General features: G+C 72.6%; 8 protein-coding genes and 2 pseudogenes. 6 read left to right on the top strand and 4 right to left on the bottom strand.

Going from position 1 to position 16,440, the window contains the following annotated elements:
- The first annotated feature begins 183 nt into the window (after positions 1 to 183).
- The 3 genes and pseudogenes from smc (at position 184) to GFD30_RS04770 (ending at position 5,784) form a co-directional block, all read left to right on the top strand.
- Positions 184 to 3,734, top strand: a pseudogene (gene smc / locus GFD30_RS04780) (chromosome segregation protein SMC).
- 90 nt (positions 3,735 to 3,824) lie between these two features.
- Complete coding sequence (gene ftsY / locus GFD30_RS04775; protein WP_322632945.1) at positions 3,825 to 4,967, top strand: signal recognition particle-docking protein FtsY; 1,143 nt, start codon at positions 3,825 to 3,827, stop codon at positions 4,965 to 4,967.
- Positions 4,968 to 4,995: 28 nt separating this feature from the next.
- Positions 4,996 to 5,784, top strand: coding sequence for a phosphotransferase enzyme family protein (locus tag GFD30_RS04770; protein ID WP_125246981.1), 789 nt, complete (start codon positions 4,996 to 4,998; stop codon positions 5,782 to 5,784).
- Between the two features lie 389 nt (positions 5,785 to 6,173).
- Here GFD30_RS04770 and GFD30_RS04765 read toward each other — a convergent pair whose 3' ends face one another.
- Entirely contained in the window at positions 6,174 to 7,457 is a 1,284-nt protein-coding gene (locus tag GFD30_RS04765; RefSeq protein ID WP_153024082.1) for a vanadium-dependent haloperoxidase, read from the bottom strand.
- Between the two features lie 826 nt (positions 7,458 to 8,283).
- Complete coding sequence (locus tag GFD30_RS04760) at positions 8,284 to 9,528, bottom strand: transglutaminase domain-containing protein (protein ID WP_153024081.1); 1,245 nt, start codon at positions 9,526 to 9,528, stop codon at positions 8,284 to 8,286.
- Positions 9,529 to 9,677: 149 nt separating this feature from the next.
- Between GFD30_RS04760 and GFD30_RS28205 the strand changes: the two are divergent.
- Positions 9,678 to 10,374 (top strand): annotated as a pseudogene (locus GFD30_RS28205) (alpha/beta fold hydrolase).
- A gap of 224 nt (positions 10,375 to 10,598) precedes the next feature.
- Entirely contained in the window at positions 10,599 to 10,802 is a 204-nt protein-coding gene (locus GFD30_RS04750; RefSeq protein ID WP_153024080.1) for a hypothetical protein, read from the top strand.
- 73 nt (positions 10,803 to 10,875) lie between these two features.
- On the opposite strand, the gene GFD30_RS04745 is transcribed toward GFD30_RS04750, so the two are convergent.
- Both GFD30_RS04745 and GFD30_RS04740 read right to left on the bottom strand, forming a co-directional pair.
- Complete coding sequence (locus tag GFD30_RS04745; protein WP_227995849.1) at positions 10,876 to 12,294, bottom strand: cellulase family glycosylhydrolase; 1,419 nt, start codon at positions 12,292 to 12,294, stop codon at positions 10,876 to 10,878.
- A gap of 137 nt (positions 12,295 to 12,431) precedes the next feature.
- Complete coding sequence (locus GFD30_RS04740) at positions 12,432 to 13,469, bottom strand: LacI family DNA-binding transcriptional regulator (protein ID WP_153024079.1); 1,038 nt, start codon at positions 13,467 to 13,469, stop codon at positions 12,432 to 12,434.
- 450 nt (positions 13,470 to 13,919) lie between these two features.
- On the opposite strand from GFD30_RS04740, the gene GFD30_RS04735 reads away from it, so the two are divergent.
- Positions 13,920 to 16,346, top strand: a complete 2,427-nt coding sequence (locus GFD30_RS04735; protein WP_153024078.1) for a glycoside hydrolase family 2 protein — start codon at positions 13,920 to 13,922, stop codon at positions 16,344 to 16,346.
- Positions 16,347 to 16,440 lie beyond the last annotated feature (94 nt).

The following is a 16,440-nucleotide window of genomic DNA, read 5'->3' as shown; positions in this document are numbered from 1 at the left end:
ACGGAAGAAAGGCGCGCCAGCTGCCAGCAGCGGGCGCGCATTGTCATGTTCGGGAGCGATGTTCCCCCCACCCCGGTCCGGGTTCGTCCCCTTTGCGACCTTTGATCTCCCCGCCCCGGTCACAGCGGCCTTGTACGCTGGGACGGTCCCGTACCCCGACGACGCCGACAGCCGGAGCGACCGTTGTACCTCAAGAGCCTCACGCTGAAGGGATTCAAGTCCTTCGCCTCGGCCACGACCCTGCGCTTCGAACCGGGCATCACCTGCGTGGTCGGCCCCAACGGCTCCGGCAAGTCCAACGTCGTCGACGCCATCGCCTGGGTCCTCGGCGAGCAGGGCGCGAAGTCCCTGCGCGGCGGCAAGATGGAGGACGTCATCTTCGCCGGCACCACCGGCCGCCCCGCGCTCGGCCGCGCCGAGGTCACCCTCACCATCGACAACTCCGACGGCGCCATCCCCATCGACTACTCCGAAGTCTCGATCACCCGCCGCATGTTCCGCTCCGGCGAAGGCGAGTACGAGATCAACGGCGACCGCTGCCGCCTCCTCGACGTCCAGGACCTCCTCTCGGACGCGGGCATCGGCCGCGAGATGCACGTCCTCGTCGGCCAGGGCAAGCTCGACTCCTACCTCCACGCCCGCCCCGAGGACCGCCGCGCCTTCATCGAAGAGGCCGCCGGCGTCCTCAAGCACCGCAAGCGCAAGGAGAAGGCCCTCCGCAAGCTCGAAGGCATGCAGGGCAACCTCGACCGGCTCTCCGACCTCACCGGCGAGCTGCGCCGCCAGCTCAAGCCCCTCGGCCGCCAGGCCGAGCTCGCCCGCCGCGCCCAGGCCATCCAGATGGACCTGCGCGAGGCCCGCCTGCGCCTCCTCGCCGACGACCTCGCCGGGCTGCGCACCAACATCGCCAAGGACCTCGCCGACGAGGAGGCCCTCAAGGAGCGCCGCGCCGTCCTCGCCGACGAGCACGACCGCCTCGCCGCCCAGGTCGCCGAGGTCGAGGCCGCGCACGCCGCCGACAAGCCGCGCCTCGCCCGCCTCCAGGAGACCTGGTACCGGCTCCAGGCCGTCGCCGAGCGGCTCCGCTCCACCGCCCAGCTCGCCGCCGAGCGCCGCCGCTACCTCTCCGAGGAGCAGGACGACCGCACCGGGCGCGACCCCGAGGTCCTCGAGACCGAGGCCCAGCGCATCCGCGAGCAGGAGATCGAACTCCGCGAGGGCATCGCCGAGGACTCCGAGCGCCTCGCCGCCGCCGTCGAGGCCCGCGAGGAGACCGAGGCCGCGCTGGCCGAAGCCGAGCAGCGCATCGTCGGCGCCGTCAAGGCCGCCGCCGAGCGGCGCGAAGCCCTCGCCACCCTGCGCGGCCGCGTCGACTCCCTCAAGTCCCGCACCGCCGCCGCGGCCGAAGAACTCGAGCGCGCCTCGATCGCCCTCGCCGAAGCGAAGGAGCGCGCTGAGGCCGCCGCCGAGGCGCTCGCCGAGGCCGAAGCCGAGAACGAGACCGCCGAGACCGACTCCGAGTTCGACGAGGCGCTCGCCGAAGCCAAGGCCCGCACCGCCGCCGCCAAGGCCGAACTCGACCGCCTCCAGGCCGCCGAGCGCGACGCCGACCGCGAGGCCTCCCAGTGGGCCGCCCGCGAGGAGGCCCTCGCCGTCGGCCTCCGCCGCAAGGACGGCGCCGCGGCGCTCCTCGCCCGCGTGGCCGACACCGACCGCGACGACGCCGGCCTTCCCTCGGACGACGTCCTCGGGAGCGTCGCCGCGCTCCTCACCGTCCGCCCCGGCTACGAGGCCGTCCTCGCCGCCGCGCTCGGCCGCCTCGCCGACGCCGTCGCCGTCACCGGCCCGGCCGCCGCCGCCAAGGCGATCCGGCTCCTGCGGGACGAGGACGGCGGCCAGGCCGCGTTCCTGGTGAAGCACGACCCGGCCGGTGCCCAGGACCGGCCGGCCGTCCCCGGCGGACTCCTGCCGGTGGCCGACACGGTCACCGCCCCCGCCGAACTCGCCGCCACGGTCCGCGCGGTCCTCGCCGGCATGGTCGTCGCCGACGACCTCGACGAGGCCCGCGCCATCGTCGAGACCCACCCCGGGCTCACCGCCGTCACCCGCTCCGGCGACGTCCTCGGCGCCGCGACCGCCCACGGCGGGTCCGCGAAGGCCCAGTCCTACATCGAGATCCAGGCCGCCGTCGACGAGGCCCGCGACGGGAAGATCGCCGCCGAGTCGCTCGCCGCCCAGCTCCGCGAGCAACTCGAGGCCGCCCGCGACGCCCACGCCGAGGCCGAGGCCGCCGCCGAGCAGGTTCGCACCGCCCAGCGCCAGGCCCAGGCCGCGCAGAGCGTCGTCGCCCGCCGCCTCGCCGAACTCGGCGCCGCCGCGCGCGGCGCCGAAGCCGAGGTCGCCCGCCTCGCCCAGGCCAGGGACCGCGCCCAGACCGCCCGCGAAGCCGACACCGCCGGCCTCGCCGGCCTCGAAGCCCAGCTCGAAGAGCTCGAGTCCCTTCCGGCGATCGAGGAGCCCTCCACCGACGAGCGCGACGTCCTCGCCCGCGAGCTCGACGCCGCCCGCCAGAACGAGATGGAGACCCGCCTCTCCGTCCGCACCGCGGAGGAGCGCGCCTCCGCGCTCGCCGGCCGCGCCGACGCGCTCGCCCGCCAGGCCCAGTCCGACGCGCCGCGCGCGCCCGCGGCGCCGCCGTCGCCGCGCTCGTCGCCGAAGCCGCCTCCGAAGCGGGCGTCCAGCTCACCGACTCCCTCGAAGCGGCCGCCGTCGAACGCGACGCCATCGCCACCGAGCAGGCCCGCCGCGAAGCCGCGCTCGCCGACCTGCGCACCCGCGCCGCCGCCACTGCCGCCGAACTCGAGCGCATCACCTCCGCCGCCCACCGCGACGAGGTCGCCCGTGCCGAGCAGCGCCTGCGCATCGAGGCCCTCGAAGAGAAGGCCGGCGCCGAGTTCGGCGTCGACATCGAGACCCTGCTCGCCGAGTACGGCCCCGACCAGCTCGTCCCGCCCAGCGCCGAGGAGATCGCCGCCGCGGCCGAGAAGGGGCGGCCCGAGCCTGCCCCGGCCCCGTTCGACCGGGCCATCATGGAGAAGCGCGCCGCCCGCGGCGAACGCGAACTGAAGCTCCTCGGCAAGGTCAACCCCTTGGCGCTGGAGGAGTTCGCGGCCCTCGAGGAGCGCTACAAGTTCCTCAGTGAGCAGCTCGAGGACGTCAAGAAGACCCGCGCCGACCTCACCACGGTCGTCAAGGAGGTCGACGACCGGATCCAGCAGGTCTTCGCCGAGGCCTTCGCGGACACCGCCCGCGAGTTCGAGAACGTGTTCCAGACCGTCTTCCCCGGCGGCGAGGGCCGGATCCTCCTCACCGACCCCGACGACCTGCTCCACACCGGTGTCGAGGTCGAGGCCCGCCCGCCCGGCAAGAAGGTCAAGCGGCTGTCGCTCCTGTCCGGCGGCGAGCGGTCCCTGACCGCGCTGGCGCTGCTGGTCGCGATCTTCCGGGCCCGCCCCAGCCCGTTCTACCTGATGGACGAGGTCGAGGCGGCGCTCGACGACGTGAACCTGGGCCGCCTGCTCGATCTGCTGCGCCGGCTCCAGGAGAACTCGCAGCTGCTGATCATCACGCACCAGAAGCGCACCATGGAGATCGGCGACGCGCTGTACGGCGTCACCATGCGCGCGGGTGTCACGCAGGTCATCAGCCAGAAGTTCTCCCGCGAAGAGGACTGACGGCCTCCCAGTACAGTGTGGGGGTGCGCCCGGGCCACCGGGCTTTTCGCGTGCGCGCAATCGAGCAAGACCGTCGCTGGAGGGCTTTCTGTGGACAACCTGTGGATCTGGGTGGTCGCCGCCGTAGTAGCGATCGCCGTCGTGGTGGGCGTCGTACTCGCCGTGCGCGGCCGGTCGGGGTCGGCGCCCGTGGAGGCGCCCGCCGAGGAGCCGCAGGTCGAGGGCGGGAAGGCCGAGCCTGAGACGGAAGCGCCCAAGGCCGAGGCGGTGCAGGCGCCGCCGGCCGTCGAGGCTCCCGAGCCGGTCGCGGGCCGGCTGGTGCGGCTGCGGTCGCGCCTGGCCCGGTCGAACAACGCGCTCGGCAAGGGGCTGCTGGCGCTGCTGGCGAGCGACAAGCTCGACGACGACGTGTGGGACGAGGTCGAGGAGACCCTCCTGACCGCCGACGTCGGCCTGGCCGACACGACCGCGGTCGTCGAGCGTCTGCGCGAGCGGGTCAAGGTCCTCGGCACCCGCGAGCCCGAGGAGTTGCGCCGGCTGCTGAAGGCCGAGCTGACCGCGGTCCTCGAACCGGGCCTGGACCGCTCGATCGCGACGGTCGCCCCGGACGGCGGGGGCCCCGCCGTGATCCTCATGGTCGGCGTGAACGGCTCCGGCAAGACCACCACCTGCGGCCGTGTGGCCCGGGTGCTCATCGCCGAGGGCAAGACCGTCGTCATGGGCGCGGCCGACACGTTCCGCGCCGCCGCCGCCGAGCAGCTCGAGACGTGGGGCGCCCGCGTGGGCGCGAGGGTCGTGCGCCGCGGCGAGGGCGCCGATCCGGCCTCGGTGGCGTTCGACGCCGTCAAGGCCGGCGCGGAGGACGGCGCCGACGTGGTGCTCGTCGACACCGCGGGGCGCCTGCAGAACAAGGCCGGGCTGATGGACGAGCTCGGGAAGGTCAAGCGGGTCATCGAGAAGCAGGGCCCGGTGGCCGAGACGCTGCTGGTGCTCGACGCGACCACGGGCCAGAACGGCCTGCAGCAGGCGAAGGTCTTCGGCGAGGTCGTCCAGGTCACGGGCATCGTGCTGACGAAGCTCGACGGTTCCGCCAAGGGCGGGATCGTGATCGCGGTTCAGCGGCAGTTGGGGGTACCGGTTAAGCTGGTCGGACTCGGAGAAGGCCCGGACGACCTGGCCCCGTTCGAGGTCGGAGCGTTCGTCGACGCGATCGTCGACGGCACCGAAAGCTGACGAGGACGCAAGGGCACAGCGGGGACCGGTGAGCCAAGACGAGATTCCGCTTATTGGCGGCAACACGAGCACGGTCATCCGGCTGGGGGACACGGTCCGCCGGAACACGGGACCCTGGACCCCCGCGGTCCACGCCCTGCTCAGGCACCTCGACGGCGCCGGTTTCACGGGCGCGCCGAGGGTGCTCGGCATCGACGAGCACGCGCGCGAGGTCCTCTCGTTCGTGGAGGGCGAGCCGGGCAAGTATCCGCTGGCGCCGCACTGGACCACCGACGAGACGATGAGCGCGGTCGCGAAGATGCTGCGCATGTACCACGACGCGCAGTACGGCTTCCGGCCGCCGCCGGGCGCGACCTGGCGGTCCTTCGGGCCGCCGCCTCCGGACACGGAGGTCATCTGCCACCACGACGCCGCGCCGCACAACGTGGTCTGGCGTCCGGACGGGACGCTGTCGCTCATCGACTTCGACCTGGCGAGCCCGGGCGCGCGGATCTACGACGTGGCGTACGCGGCCTGGACGTGGGTGCCGATCTTCACCGACCGGGACTCGATCACCTTGGGCTGGAAGAAGCCCGACCGGCCGCGGCGGCTGCGGATGTTCGCGGACGCGTACGGGCTCTCCGACCGCGACCGCCAGCGCTTCATCAAGGTCATCCGCAAGCGGATCGTCGACCACATCGAGGGCATCCGCCGCATGGCGCAGGCCGGCGACCCGGCGTTCGAGCGGATCGTCCAGAAGGGCCATCTGCGCCGGCCGGCGCGGGACCTGCGGCTGCTGGACGCGGAGCGGTACATCCTCGACGAGGCGCTCCGCTAGATTCTCGTGTTCGCGGGCGCGAGCGCGCGTCTTTATGGGTTTCGCGTGCCTGGAACGCGTAGTCGGGCGAAGACCCGCCGACGAGCCGGGAGCCGGGGGTCTTCGCCCATTGGAGCGCTCCCAGTCGTTGCGCGGACCTGCCCGGGGAGTTCGGGTGGGCCGCGCCGGGGGGAGTGCCGAGACTTGGCGCGCGATGGATTTGAGGGAATTGGAGCAAACGTACCGTGTGAGCGCTTGCCTGTCAATACATTGGTGGCCGTCAATGTCAAGTGCCTCCAGGGGTCCGCCCCCCGAGCTCTTCTCGGTCCCTGATCCGTTGGGGCGCAAAGACGGACGCCCCGGCCGACGTTCGGTGCGGCCGGGGCGTCCGACTCCTCAGGAGCGAAGTTCTAGGCGAGCAGGTCGCCCGCCCGGCTCAGGACGTGGGCCGCGACGTTCCGGCTCAGCTCCACGCCCGCGAGGTCCGCGGAGCGGGTGTGGATGCCCGACCAGACCCGGGCGTCGACGTTCTCCGCGGTGAGCGGATTCCAGGTGGTGTAGGTGCGCGTGACGCCGGGCGCGGACGGGCTCGGGATCGTGTACGCCGCGCCGGGACCGTCCCCGACGAGCTGGGTGAGCACCTCCTCGGCCGAGCCCGAGTAGGTGTTGTGGCCGCTCGGGTAGTCCGGGTGCGACGGGGTGGTGTGGAGCGGCGTCCAGGACGGGTCCTGCACGGTCGCCGGGTCCCCGTCCTCGACGCCGCCGGCGATGGCGGTGACCGGGCGCCACCACAGGTGCGCGTACTTCGAGTCGGAGGTGGCGATCTGGGTGTCGACCGATGCGACGTGGAAGAGCGCCACCAGTTCGACCTGGGCGCGCAGCGACCCGGTGTGGTGCTCGAGGGCGGCGCGCAGCACGGGGTTGTAGAGCGTGAACGAGCTGCCGAGCCAGAACTGCGCGGTGTCGGTCTGCTCCTGGGTGCGCGCGGTGCTGTCGAGGCCGCCGTAGATTCGAACCTCCTCGAGGTCGGCGCGGTACTGCGGGGTGCCGATGGCCGGAGGCGCTTCGAGGCGGAACTGGTCGGCGCTGTCGAGCGCGAACGGCACGGCGAACCGGGTGCCGGATTGCGCCGCGGGCGCGAACGCGGGCGGGGTCGGCTGCCACACCCCCGGTGCGGCCGCCGGGGGCGTGTACGCCGGGCTCACGGAGGCCGGGTCGAGGCCGTCGCCGCTGCGTTCGCTGAGGAGGTCGTCGGCGCGCTCGACGCCGGCGGCGACGCCCTTGCGCTTGGCCCGGCCGTCGGGGACGGCATCGAGCGCCGCTTCGAGGGCCGTGTCGAGCGCGGCCTGCTGCGTCGGGGCGAGGTCGGACAGGGCGCGGTGGACGGCGGCGGCGAGCGCGGCCGTGCGGTAGTGGTTCGCGTTGACGCCGTGGGGGACCCGGCGCACGGCTCGGGCGGCCGCGAGCCAGGCGATCGCCCAGGTGCGGCTGTTGGTGACCTGTGTCGGGGCCGGCGCGGCCGTGACGGCGGCGTTGGTGGTGTCGAACCAGCTCAACACGGCTTCGCTTGCGCTCGAACCGGTCTCGGCGGCGGCCGGAGCGGCGGCCCCGACGGCGATGCCCGCTGCCGCGGCGGGCGCGGCGGCGAGAACGGTGCGGCGGGAGATGGAGGTCCGGGTGCGATCGGTGGTCATGGTGCTCCTTGCGGTGCAGTGGGACAGGGGAAGCGGGGAACGGGATGAGAGCGGTGACGGCGGAACGCGGTGACGGCGTGGGAATCCGGTGGCGGCGGGCGGCGCGAGGTAGCGCCGTCCAGAACCTGATGCGGTGCAATCGAACCGAATCGGAAGCGCCGTCCAAGGCGAAGGCCGGTGGACTGCTGGGGGAGCCGGGAAGGACTCGGGGCTCAGGGAAAGTGGAGGTCGGCGAAAGGGGCCGCCGGTCCGAGCGGCGTTCGCAGGGAGGAGCCCGCTCGGACCGGCGGGTGCCGGGTCAGCGACAGAGGGCGCTGGCGACGCGCATCTGGTCGACCTCGCGCCGCTGGGCGAATGCGTTGGCGGGCTTCATGCCTCGAATATAGCGATAATCCCATCGGAATACTAGAGATAAGTCGTCTCGTACCGATGCCTTAACCGCCCGGTAACAGGGGCGCCTATCCTCTCGCCGGGGAGCGGGGAGCGGGGAGCGGGGAGCGGGGAGCGGGGAGCGGGGAGCGGGGAGCGGGGAGCGGGGAGCGGGGAGCGGGGAGCGGGGAGCGGGGAGCGGGGAGCGGGGAGCGGGGAGCGGGGAGCCGGGAGCCGGGGGAGAAGCCCTGTGCGCGAGGCCGGTACGGGGCCCATCCGCGGCGGCGCCGCTCATCCGGGCGGGCCGGCGGTGGTGGCATCCGGCTGCGGGCGTCCACCCACCCGAGGGTGGGTTGTACACCGCCCACCTTCCCCGCCGCCACCGACAGTCTCAGCCGACCTCGTCACCTGATCGGGGCGTGATCCGCGCCGCTTGCCTGCACCGAGGTCGACGCCGTCAGGCGGCGGTCCAGCGCAGTTCGCGGCTTGCCAAGGCGCCGTAGGGTGTCAGCGCCGCCAAGTCGGCCTTGTGCTCGCCGGGGTCGCGGTCCAGGGCCCTGGTGAAGCGGCGCTCGGGCGGGCCCTTCTGCGCGGCGGCGATGGGTTCGCCGTTCCAGGCCCCGCCGGTCGCGTACGGATGCTCGGGGCGGATCAGCACCGCCGGGGCGCCGTCCTGGGCCACCACGCCGACCGCGAGGTCCGACAGGCGCGGGTAGGCGGCGGCCGGGTCGCGCAGGAGCCGGTCGGTCTCCAGCACCTGCCCGTCCTGGAACACCGGCACGTACCCGCCGGGCGCCCACGCCGCGCCGGAGACCGACGCGTGCGCGAAGTACGCCGACCACAGCGCCGGGTCCTGGATCGCCTGGCGCGATCCCACGTGGACCGGCCGGGCGGGCCGGTCGCGGGCCTGGAGTTCGGGCAGGCCCAGCGGCCGCCCGTCCTCGTCGGCCCAGTAGGCGCCGTGCTGGCCGTCGAGGAGCACCCACCGGTCGAGGTCGTCGATCCACGCCTCCGCGACGGCGTGCCCCTGGCCCACCCCGTCGTGGTAGTCGCCGCGCCGCAGCCACACCCGGCGGGCCGGGATCCGGAGCGCGTTGAGCGCCTGGGCGAGCACGATCGAGTACTCCACGCACGAGTACCGCGCGCCGTTGGCGACCTGCTCCAGGACGTCGACCGCGTCGCCGGCGTTGATCCGGGCGTTCGCGTGCCGCCACAGCGCCGACGTCCACCCCAGCAGGTCCCTCGCGGTCCGCCACGCGCCCGCCGCGGGCCGCGGGAGCCGGGTCAGGAGCTGCGCCTCGCGATGGGCCTGGATGCGGTCCAGCCACAGCGGCGCGGCCGGCGCGGGCTGGGGCCACGCGGTGATCCGCAGCGGCGGCGCCGGCACGTTCGCCTTCGCGCGTTCGAGGACCGCGGCCCAGTCCGGGTCGGCGCCGAACGCGGCCGACAGCTCCGGCTCGAACAGGTCCGTCTGGTGGAAGCCGGCGTCGATCGCCTCGTCGAGCTTCGCCCGCGCGCCCTTGAGGCCGACCTTGTGCGCCGCGATCGCCAGCGACGGCGCCCACAGGTCGCGCCAGAACTCGGCGTCGGCGCGCAGGGTCGGCTCGAGGTCGAGCAGCGTCCACCACCGCGCGCCCCGCATGGCGTCCTGTGCGACGGTCCGCACGCGGGCGAGCCGGGACGAGGTCAAGGGAGCTGCCACGAGGTCGCCTTTCAGACGGAGGAGAGGGCCGCAGGCCCTCCTGCACGGTGTCTCCGAACAGTAACGTCCGGACCCGCCGCCGGGCCAGGCCCCGTTTAGCGCCGTGCGCCCGGGGAAGACCACGCGGACCGCCGCCGAGAGAAGGACCCATGGAGCGACCACCGCAGTCCCGATCCGTCCGCCACCGCGAGCTCGACCTGGACGGCATCCGCGTCTTCTACCGCGAGGCCGGCCCCGAGGACGCGCCGGTCCTGCTGCTGCCGCACGGGTACCCGTGCTCCTCCTACCAGTACCGGAACCTCATGCCGGCCCTCGCCGACCGCTGGAGGACCGTCGCCCCCGACTTTCCCGGGTTCGGCCTCAGCGCCACGCCCGAGTCCTTCGCGTACACCTTCGACGGCTACGCGCGGTTCCTGGAGCGGTTCGCGGCCCGGCTCGGCCTCGAACGGTACGCGCTCTAGCGAGGAGGGCTTCCGCGACGAGTTCCTCAACGACGTCCGCGAAGACCTCGCCGAACGCGTCCCGCCCGACCTGTGGGTCCTCGCCCGGGAGCAGCTCGGCACACCGGAGCGCCGCGCGATCATGACCGGCCTCATGGAGGGCCTGCGCGAGAACCTCGACTGGTTCCCCCGCTACCAGCGGTACCTGCGCGAGCACCGGCCGCCGGCCCTCATCGCCTGGGGCCCGCAGGACCGCTACATGCCCGAGGAGGCCGGCCGCGCCTACCTGCGCGACCTGCCCGACGCCGAGTTCCACCTCCTCGACGGCGGCCACTGGGCGCTCGAGACCAACTTCGACGAGGTCGCGGCGCTGGTACGGGACTTCCTCGCCAGGACCGTCCGGTGACCGGGGACACCCCCCGAGAGGGCGGTCACCGCGCGACACCGCGCAATCCCCGTTGTGCCTGGCGTCCGCGCCAGCTAGAGTGAGCGGCATGATCCTTTAGAAGAGATACGGCCGCTGTGGGCGCGAGCGCCGACCGGCCGACACGATGCGTGCCACTGAGACGTCGAGCATCGCTCCGTTTCGCGCTCACGTCTCTTCAAGCTCAACCCGAGAAGGGGATCCGCATGACCGCTGAAACTCCGGAACCGCAGCAGGACACCGCCGACACCGACGCGCCGCTCAACCGCGAGGAGCGCCGGGCGCTGGCCCGCGGCAAGAAGACCGGCAAGGCCGGACACCAGGCGATCGGCGACAAGAAGTCGAAGGTCCGCTCGCAGATGCCGAAGGGCGGGCCGGGCAAGTTCCAGCTCCCCACCAAGAACGGCTGAGCCGGGGACGGCCCGAACGAGCACAGAGGCCGCCGGACCATCGGGTCCGGCGGCCTCCGCCGCGTCTCAGGCGTCAGATCGCCTCGCAGGTTACCGCCGGCGTCGCCGCCGGGGTGGACGCGATGAACCCGAAGACCTCACGCGACTGGCCCGACGCGACCGTGCCGTTCCAGCCCACGTCGGTGGCCGTCACGCCCGCGCCCGAACTGGTGACCGTCGCGTTCCACGAGGACGTGATCCGGGTGGTGCCGGCCCACGTCCAGGTGAGCCGCCAGCCGTCCAGGGCGGCGTCGGTGGCGGTCACGGTCACCTTGCCCTGCCAGCCCGAGCCCCAGTCGTTGACGATCCCCACGACCGCGGTGCAGTCGCCCTCGGTCGGCCCGCCCGTGGTCGGGTCCTCGGTCGGCGACGTGGTCGTCGGGTCCGGGTCGTCGCCGAAGACCGTCGCGCGCTCGGCGGTGTTCTGGATGCCGTACGTCGACTCGAAGATCCGCTCCCCGTACGCGGTCATCTGGTTCGGGTCGAAGTTGAGCACCTGGTCGAGGATCGGGTCGGAGTTCCCCGAGTAGGACCAGCCGATCCAGCCGATCCCGCGCGCCTCGGCCTCGGCCTGGATGGTCTGCCAGGCGACCGTGGAGCCCTGGTGCGTGTCGGCGTACTCGCCGACGATGAGCGGCAGGTTCATCGCCTCGAACGCGTCGAAGTAGTCGATCACCGTCTGCGGACTGCTGTAGACCTGGTACATGTGCACCGAGAACAGCGTGTTGCCGAGCGGGTCGGCCGCGGCCACCGTGGGCGCGTTGTCCCGCATCGTGTTGGTCCAGTCCTGGCCCCAGTTGGGGGCGTCGACGACCAGGGTGTGCTCGAAACCGATGTCGCGCATGCGGTCGACCGCGTTCACGGTCGCCTGCGTCCACTGGCCGGGGTCGGTGTTGCCGATCGGCTCGTTGCCGATGTTGATGAGGACGTACGCCTCCTCGCCCTCCAGGACGCTGTAGAGGCCCTGCCAGAAGGTGACGGCCTGATCCAGGCTGGCCGCACCCGACTGCTCGCCGTATCCGGTGGTGTCGTGGACTTCGAGGACGCAGATGACGCGCTGCGCCTTGCACTCGGCGACGATGTCGGCCACCCGGTCGGGCGTGGAGGTGCCCCAGGCGCGGTGGCCCGAGCCGAGGACGACGCGGATCGTGTTGGCGCCCAGGTCGCTGATCTCGCCGTAGCTGTCCCATTCGCCCTGGTACCAGACGTCCGGGTGGGTCGAGCCGCGCATGATGAACGGGTTCCCGTTCGCGTCGATGAGCTGCGTTCCCTCGATCGAGAACCCGCCCTGCTGGGCGCTGGCGGGGACGAGCTGCCACATGCCGGTCAGGGCCACGGCGAGCGCGGCGGCGGCCGCCGTCAGCCAGACCCGCATGCGGCCGTGCCGCTTCGGAAGCGCGCGGTGCAGCCGACGACGCCGTGCCGGGGCGGCGTCGGTGGTGCTGTGTTCCATGGGTTGAATCCCGTCTGTAGGTTCAGGTAGAGAGGTGAATCGGTTAATCCCGACCTCAACATAGAGAACCATAAATATCGATGGGGTTCAAGGCGTGCTCCGGAATTGTCCTTCCAGGAACGATGTCCGCTCGGCGGTCAGGGCCGGGCGGGACCGGTGGAACCGCGCGGGGAGAGCTGCGCGGGGCGGAACTGAACCGAGAAAGCCCGCTCGTCGATCGGGCTCGGGGCCGCGCCGATGACCGACAGGAGCACCTCGGCGCACTGCGACCCGTACGCGGTGATGTCGCGGGTGAGGGACGTGAGCGCCGGGTGCGTGAGGCGGCACAGCGGCGAGTCGTCCCAGGCCACGATGGACAACTCGTCGGGGACGCGGATGCCGAGCTCGTGGGCGACTCCGAGCCCGGCCACGGCCATGACGTCGTTGTCGAAGATGATCGCGGTGGGCCGCTTCGCCGAGGAGAGGATCCGGCGCGTGATGCGCGCGCCCTGCTCGCCGGTGTAGTCGCTGTGGAAGGTCTCCATCGCCTCGAGTTCGAGCCCGGCGGCGGTGTCGGCGTACGACCGGTCGCGGATCGCGGTGTGCAGCAGGTGCTCGAAGCCGGCGACGCGCGCGACCCGCCGGTGTCCGAGCGCGTGGAGGTACTCCAGGATCTCGCGGCACGGCTCGGCGTCGTCGTGCCAGACCGCCGGGAGGCGCGCCCCCTCGACGGGGCCGCCGACCGCGACCGCGGGCAGGCCCAGGTCGGCCACGAAGTCGAGCCGCCGGTCATCGGTGCCGACGTCGCACAGCAGCACCCCGTCGACGCGGCGCTCGGCCCACCAGCGCCGGTAGACCTCCAGCTCCACGTCGACGGTGTCGACGATCTGGAGCGTCAGCCCGAACGAGCCGGCCGAGAGGGTCGCCTCGATGCCGCTGATGAGCTCCATGAAGTACGGCTCGATGCCGAGCGTGCGGGCCGAGCGGCGCAGCGCGATGCCCACCGCCTGGGCCGAGGACACCGACAGCGACCGGGCGGCCCGGTTCGGGACGAACCCCATCTCGGCGGCGATCGCCAGGATCTTCGTGCGGGTGGTCTCGGAGACCCCGGGCCTGCCGTTGAGCGCGTAGGAGACCGCGCCCTTCGACACACCCGCCGCTGCGGCGATGTCGGCGATGGTCACACGCCTGGTCATCGGTGGTCCTCTCAATGCAGGTGTTCGGCTCGCGGGCGCGCCCGTCGGGCCGGGTCCGCGAGCGCGGCCGGTGCGGGCCTCCGGCTCGCGGGCGTCGCCGGGGAGGCCGAGAGCGGCGCCGGGTGACCGTGCGTCACCGGCTTCCAGACTGTATCTCACCCGCACCGCGAACCGGTTCAGTCGAGGCCGGGGGCTTAGGCATCCAGATATCCACAAGCATCATTTCAATCTGATCACGGTGGCGTCAAGGCATCGGCGGCGCGTGACGGGGCCGCTCAGTTCGGGTCACTTATTCGGTTAAGTGACCTGCGCCGCGAACACCGCGGTGATGGGCGTTGCGACGGCCGCCTCGATGCTGGCTACGCTGCCGACGGTGGTGTTCTTCTCCCTGTTCCAGAAGCACTTCATCGAAGGCATCGCTCCCTCCGGTATCAAGGCATAGGAGTCTTTTTGAGCGCCAAGCGAACCCTGCACGAGGGCTGGACCGTCTCCGGTGACCCCGGCGCGCCGGTCGCCGTCGATTCCATTCCCGCGTCCGTGCCCGGCGAGGTCGTGTCCGCCCTCTTGGACGCCGGCCTGGTCGAGGACCCGTACACCGACGACGCGGAGCGCGGCGTCGCGTGGGTCGGCCGCCACGACTGGACCTACCGGACCTCGTTCGCGTTCGAACCGGGCGAGTGGGACGGGATCGACCTGGTCTTCGACGGGCTCGACACCGTCGCCCGCGTCTCCCTCAACGGGACGGCCGTGGGCGAGACGGCCAACATGCACCGCCGCTACCGCTTCGACGCGCGCTCGGCGATCCGCGAGGGCGCGAACGACCTCGAAGTCGCGTTCACCTCCCCGTACGCGTACGCGGAGGCCCAGCGCGACCGGCTCGGGGACCGGCCCAACGCCTACCCCGAGCCAGGGAACTTCATCCGCAAGGCCGCCTGCAACTTCGGCTGGGACTGGGGCCCGAACCTCGCCGGTGCCGGGATCTGGCGCCCGGTGCGCCTGGAGACCTGGACGACCGCGCGCATCGCCGAAGTCGTCCCGCGCGTCTCGGTCGAGGCCGGCCTCGGCGTGGTCGAGTTCGCGGTCGACCTCCAGCGAGCCGCCGACGCGGACCTCGAACTCGTCTGCACCGCAGGCGATCAGAGCACGACCGTGGACGTCCCGGCCGGCGCCGGGGTCGCACAGGCCCGCGTCGAGGTCCCGGACCCCGAGCTGTGGTGGCCGCACGACCGCGGCGGCCAGCCGCTCTACGACGTCGCCGTCTCGCTGCGCTCCGGCGGCGAGGAGCTCGACGCCTGGTCGAGCCGGATCGGCTTCCGCACCGTCGAGCTCGACACCGAGCCCGACGCCGACGGCCGCCCGTACACGCTCAAGGTCAACGGCGAGGCCGTCTGGGTCAAGGGCGTCAACTGGATCCCGGACGAGGCCCTGTTCGGCCGGATCGACGCCGCGCGCCTGAAGCGGCGGCTGCGCCAGGCCAAGGCCGCGGGGATCGACTACATCCGGGTGTGGGGCGGCGGGACGTACGAGTCGGAGGACTTCTACCGGCTCTGCGACGAACTCGGCCTCATGGTCGGCCAGGACTTCCTGTTCGCCTGCGCCGCATACCCGGAGGAGGAGCCGTTCTGGTCCGAGGTCGAGGCGGAGGCGCGGGACAACCTGGCCCGACTGGCCCCGCATCCGAGCCTGGTCACGTGGACGGGCAACAACGAGAACATCTGGGGCTGGCACGACTGGAACTGGCAGGAGTCGCTCGGCGGGCGCACCTGGGGCGCCGGGTACTACCACGACCTGCTGCCGAAGCTGGTGGCCGAGGTCGACGGGACCCGCCCGTACTGGCCCGGCAGCCCGTACTCGGGCGTGCCGGAGCTGCACCCGAACGAGCAGGCGCACGCGTCGGTCCACATCTGGGACGTCTGGAACGACCGCGACTACGTCCACTACCGGGACTGGCGGCCGCGGTTCGTCGCGGAGTTCGGCTACCAGGCCCCGCCGACGTGGGCCACGGTGCGGCGCATGGCGACCGACGAGCCGCTGCAGGCCGAGTCGCCGAACCTGCTGTGGCACCAGAAGGCCGCTGACGGCCAGGCCAAGCTCCAGCGCGGCCTCGACGCGCATCTGCCGCCGGTGCGCGACTTCGACGACTGGCTGTACTTCACGCAGGTCAACCAGGCACGCGCGGTCCGGCTCGGCGCGGAGCACTTCCGCTCGCTCCAGCCGTACTGCACCGGCGCGGTCGTGTGGCAGCTCAACGACTGCTGGCCGGTGACCTCGTGGGCCGCGATCGACGGCGAGGGGCGCCTCAAGCCCCTGTGGTACGCGCTCCGGGACGCCTACGCCGACCGGATCGTGACGTTCCAGCCGGAGGGCGACGGCGTCAAACTGGTGGCGATCAACGACGCCGCCGAGCCCTGGAAGGGCGTGATCGGGTTCTGGAAGTGCTCGCCGCAGGGCCGCATCATCGGCCGGGCGCTCATGCAGATCCGCATCGACGCCCGCGACACCGCCGAGCTCGTCCTGGAAGGCCACGCCGTCCCGAAGGACGGCGAGTTCCTGGTGACCGGCCGCGAGCGGTTCCCGCGCGCCACCTGGTTCACCAAGGAGGACAAGGACATGGACTGGCCGGCGGCCGACTTCACCGCGGCGACCGCGCTCGTCGACGGCGGCGTGGCGGTGACGATCACGGCCGAGACCGTGCTCAGGGACGTCTGCGTCTTCGCCGACCGCCTCGACCCGGATGCGGTGGTGGACAAGGCGCTCGTCACGCTCATCCCCGGGGAGCAGGCCACGTTCACCGTCATGAGCGAGGCGATCGCGGCCTCGCCCGAGCTGACCGCGGCCCTGACGGCGAAGCCGGTGCTGCGCGCGATCAACGACTGACATCGACGAGGACGGACCTGCGGGAGCCGCCCGCAGGTCCGTTCGCATGGTGGGAACCGGATTTCCGAATCACGGCTTTCGAGTAGAGTGTCTG

It is taken from the genome of Glycomyces albidus (assembly GCF_009451885.1).
Lineage (GTDB): Bacteria > Actinomycetota > Actinomycetes > Mycobacteriales > Micromonosporaceae > Glycomyces > Glycomyces albidus.
This window is presented reverse-complemented; position numbering and strand designations above follow the sequence as displayed.

Excerpts from the sequence above, each read along its gene's own strand:
- GFD30_RS04765 (WP_153024082.1), bottom strand. The coding sequence starts at position 7,457 with ATGACCACCGATCGCACCCGGACCTCCATCTCCCGCCGCACCGTTCTC.
- GFD30_RS04750 (WP_153024080.1), top strand. The coding sequence starts at position 10,599 with ATGACCGCTGAAACTCCGGAACCGCAGCAGGACACCGCCGACACCGAC.
- GFD30_RS04745 (WP_227995849.1), bottom strand. The coding sequence starts at position 12,294 with ATGGAACACAGCACCACCGACGCCGCCCCGGCACGGCGTCGTCGGCTG.
- GFD30_RS04740 (WP_153024079.1), bottom strand. The coding sequence starts at position 13,469 with ATGACCAGGCGTGTGACCATCGCCGACATCGCCGCAGCGGCGGGTGTG.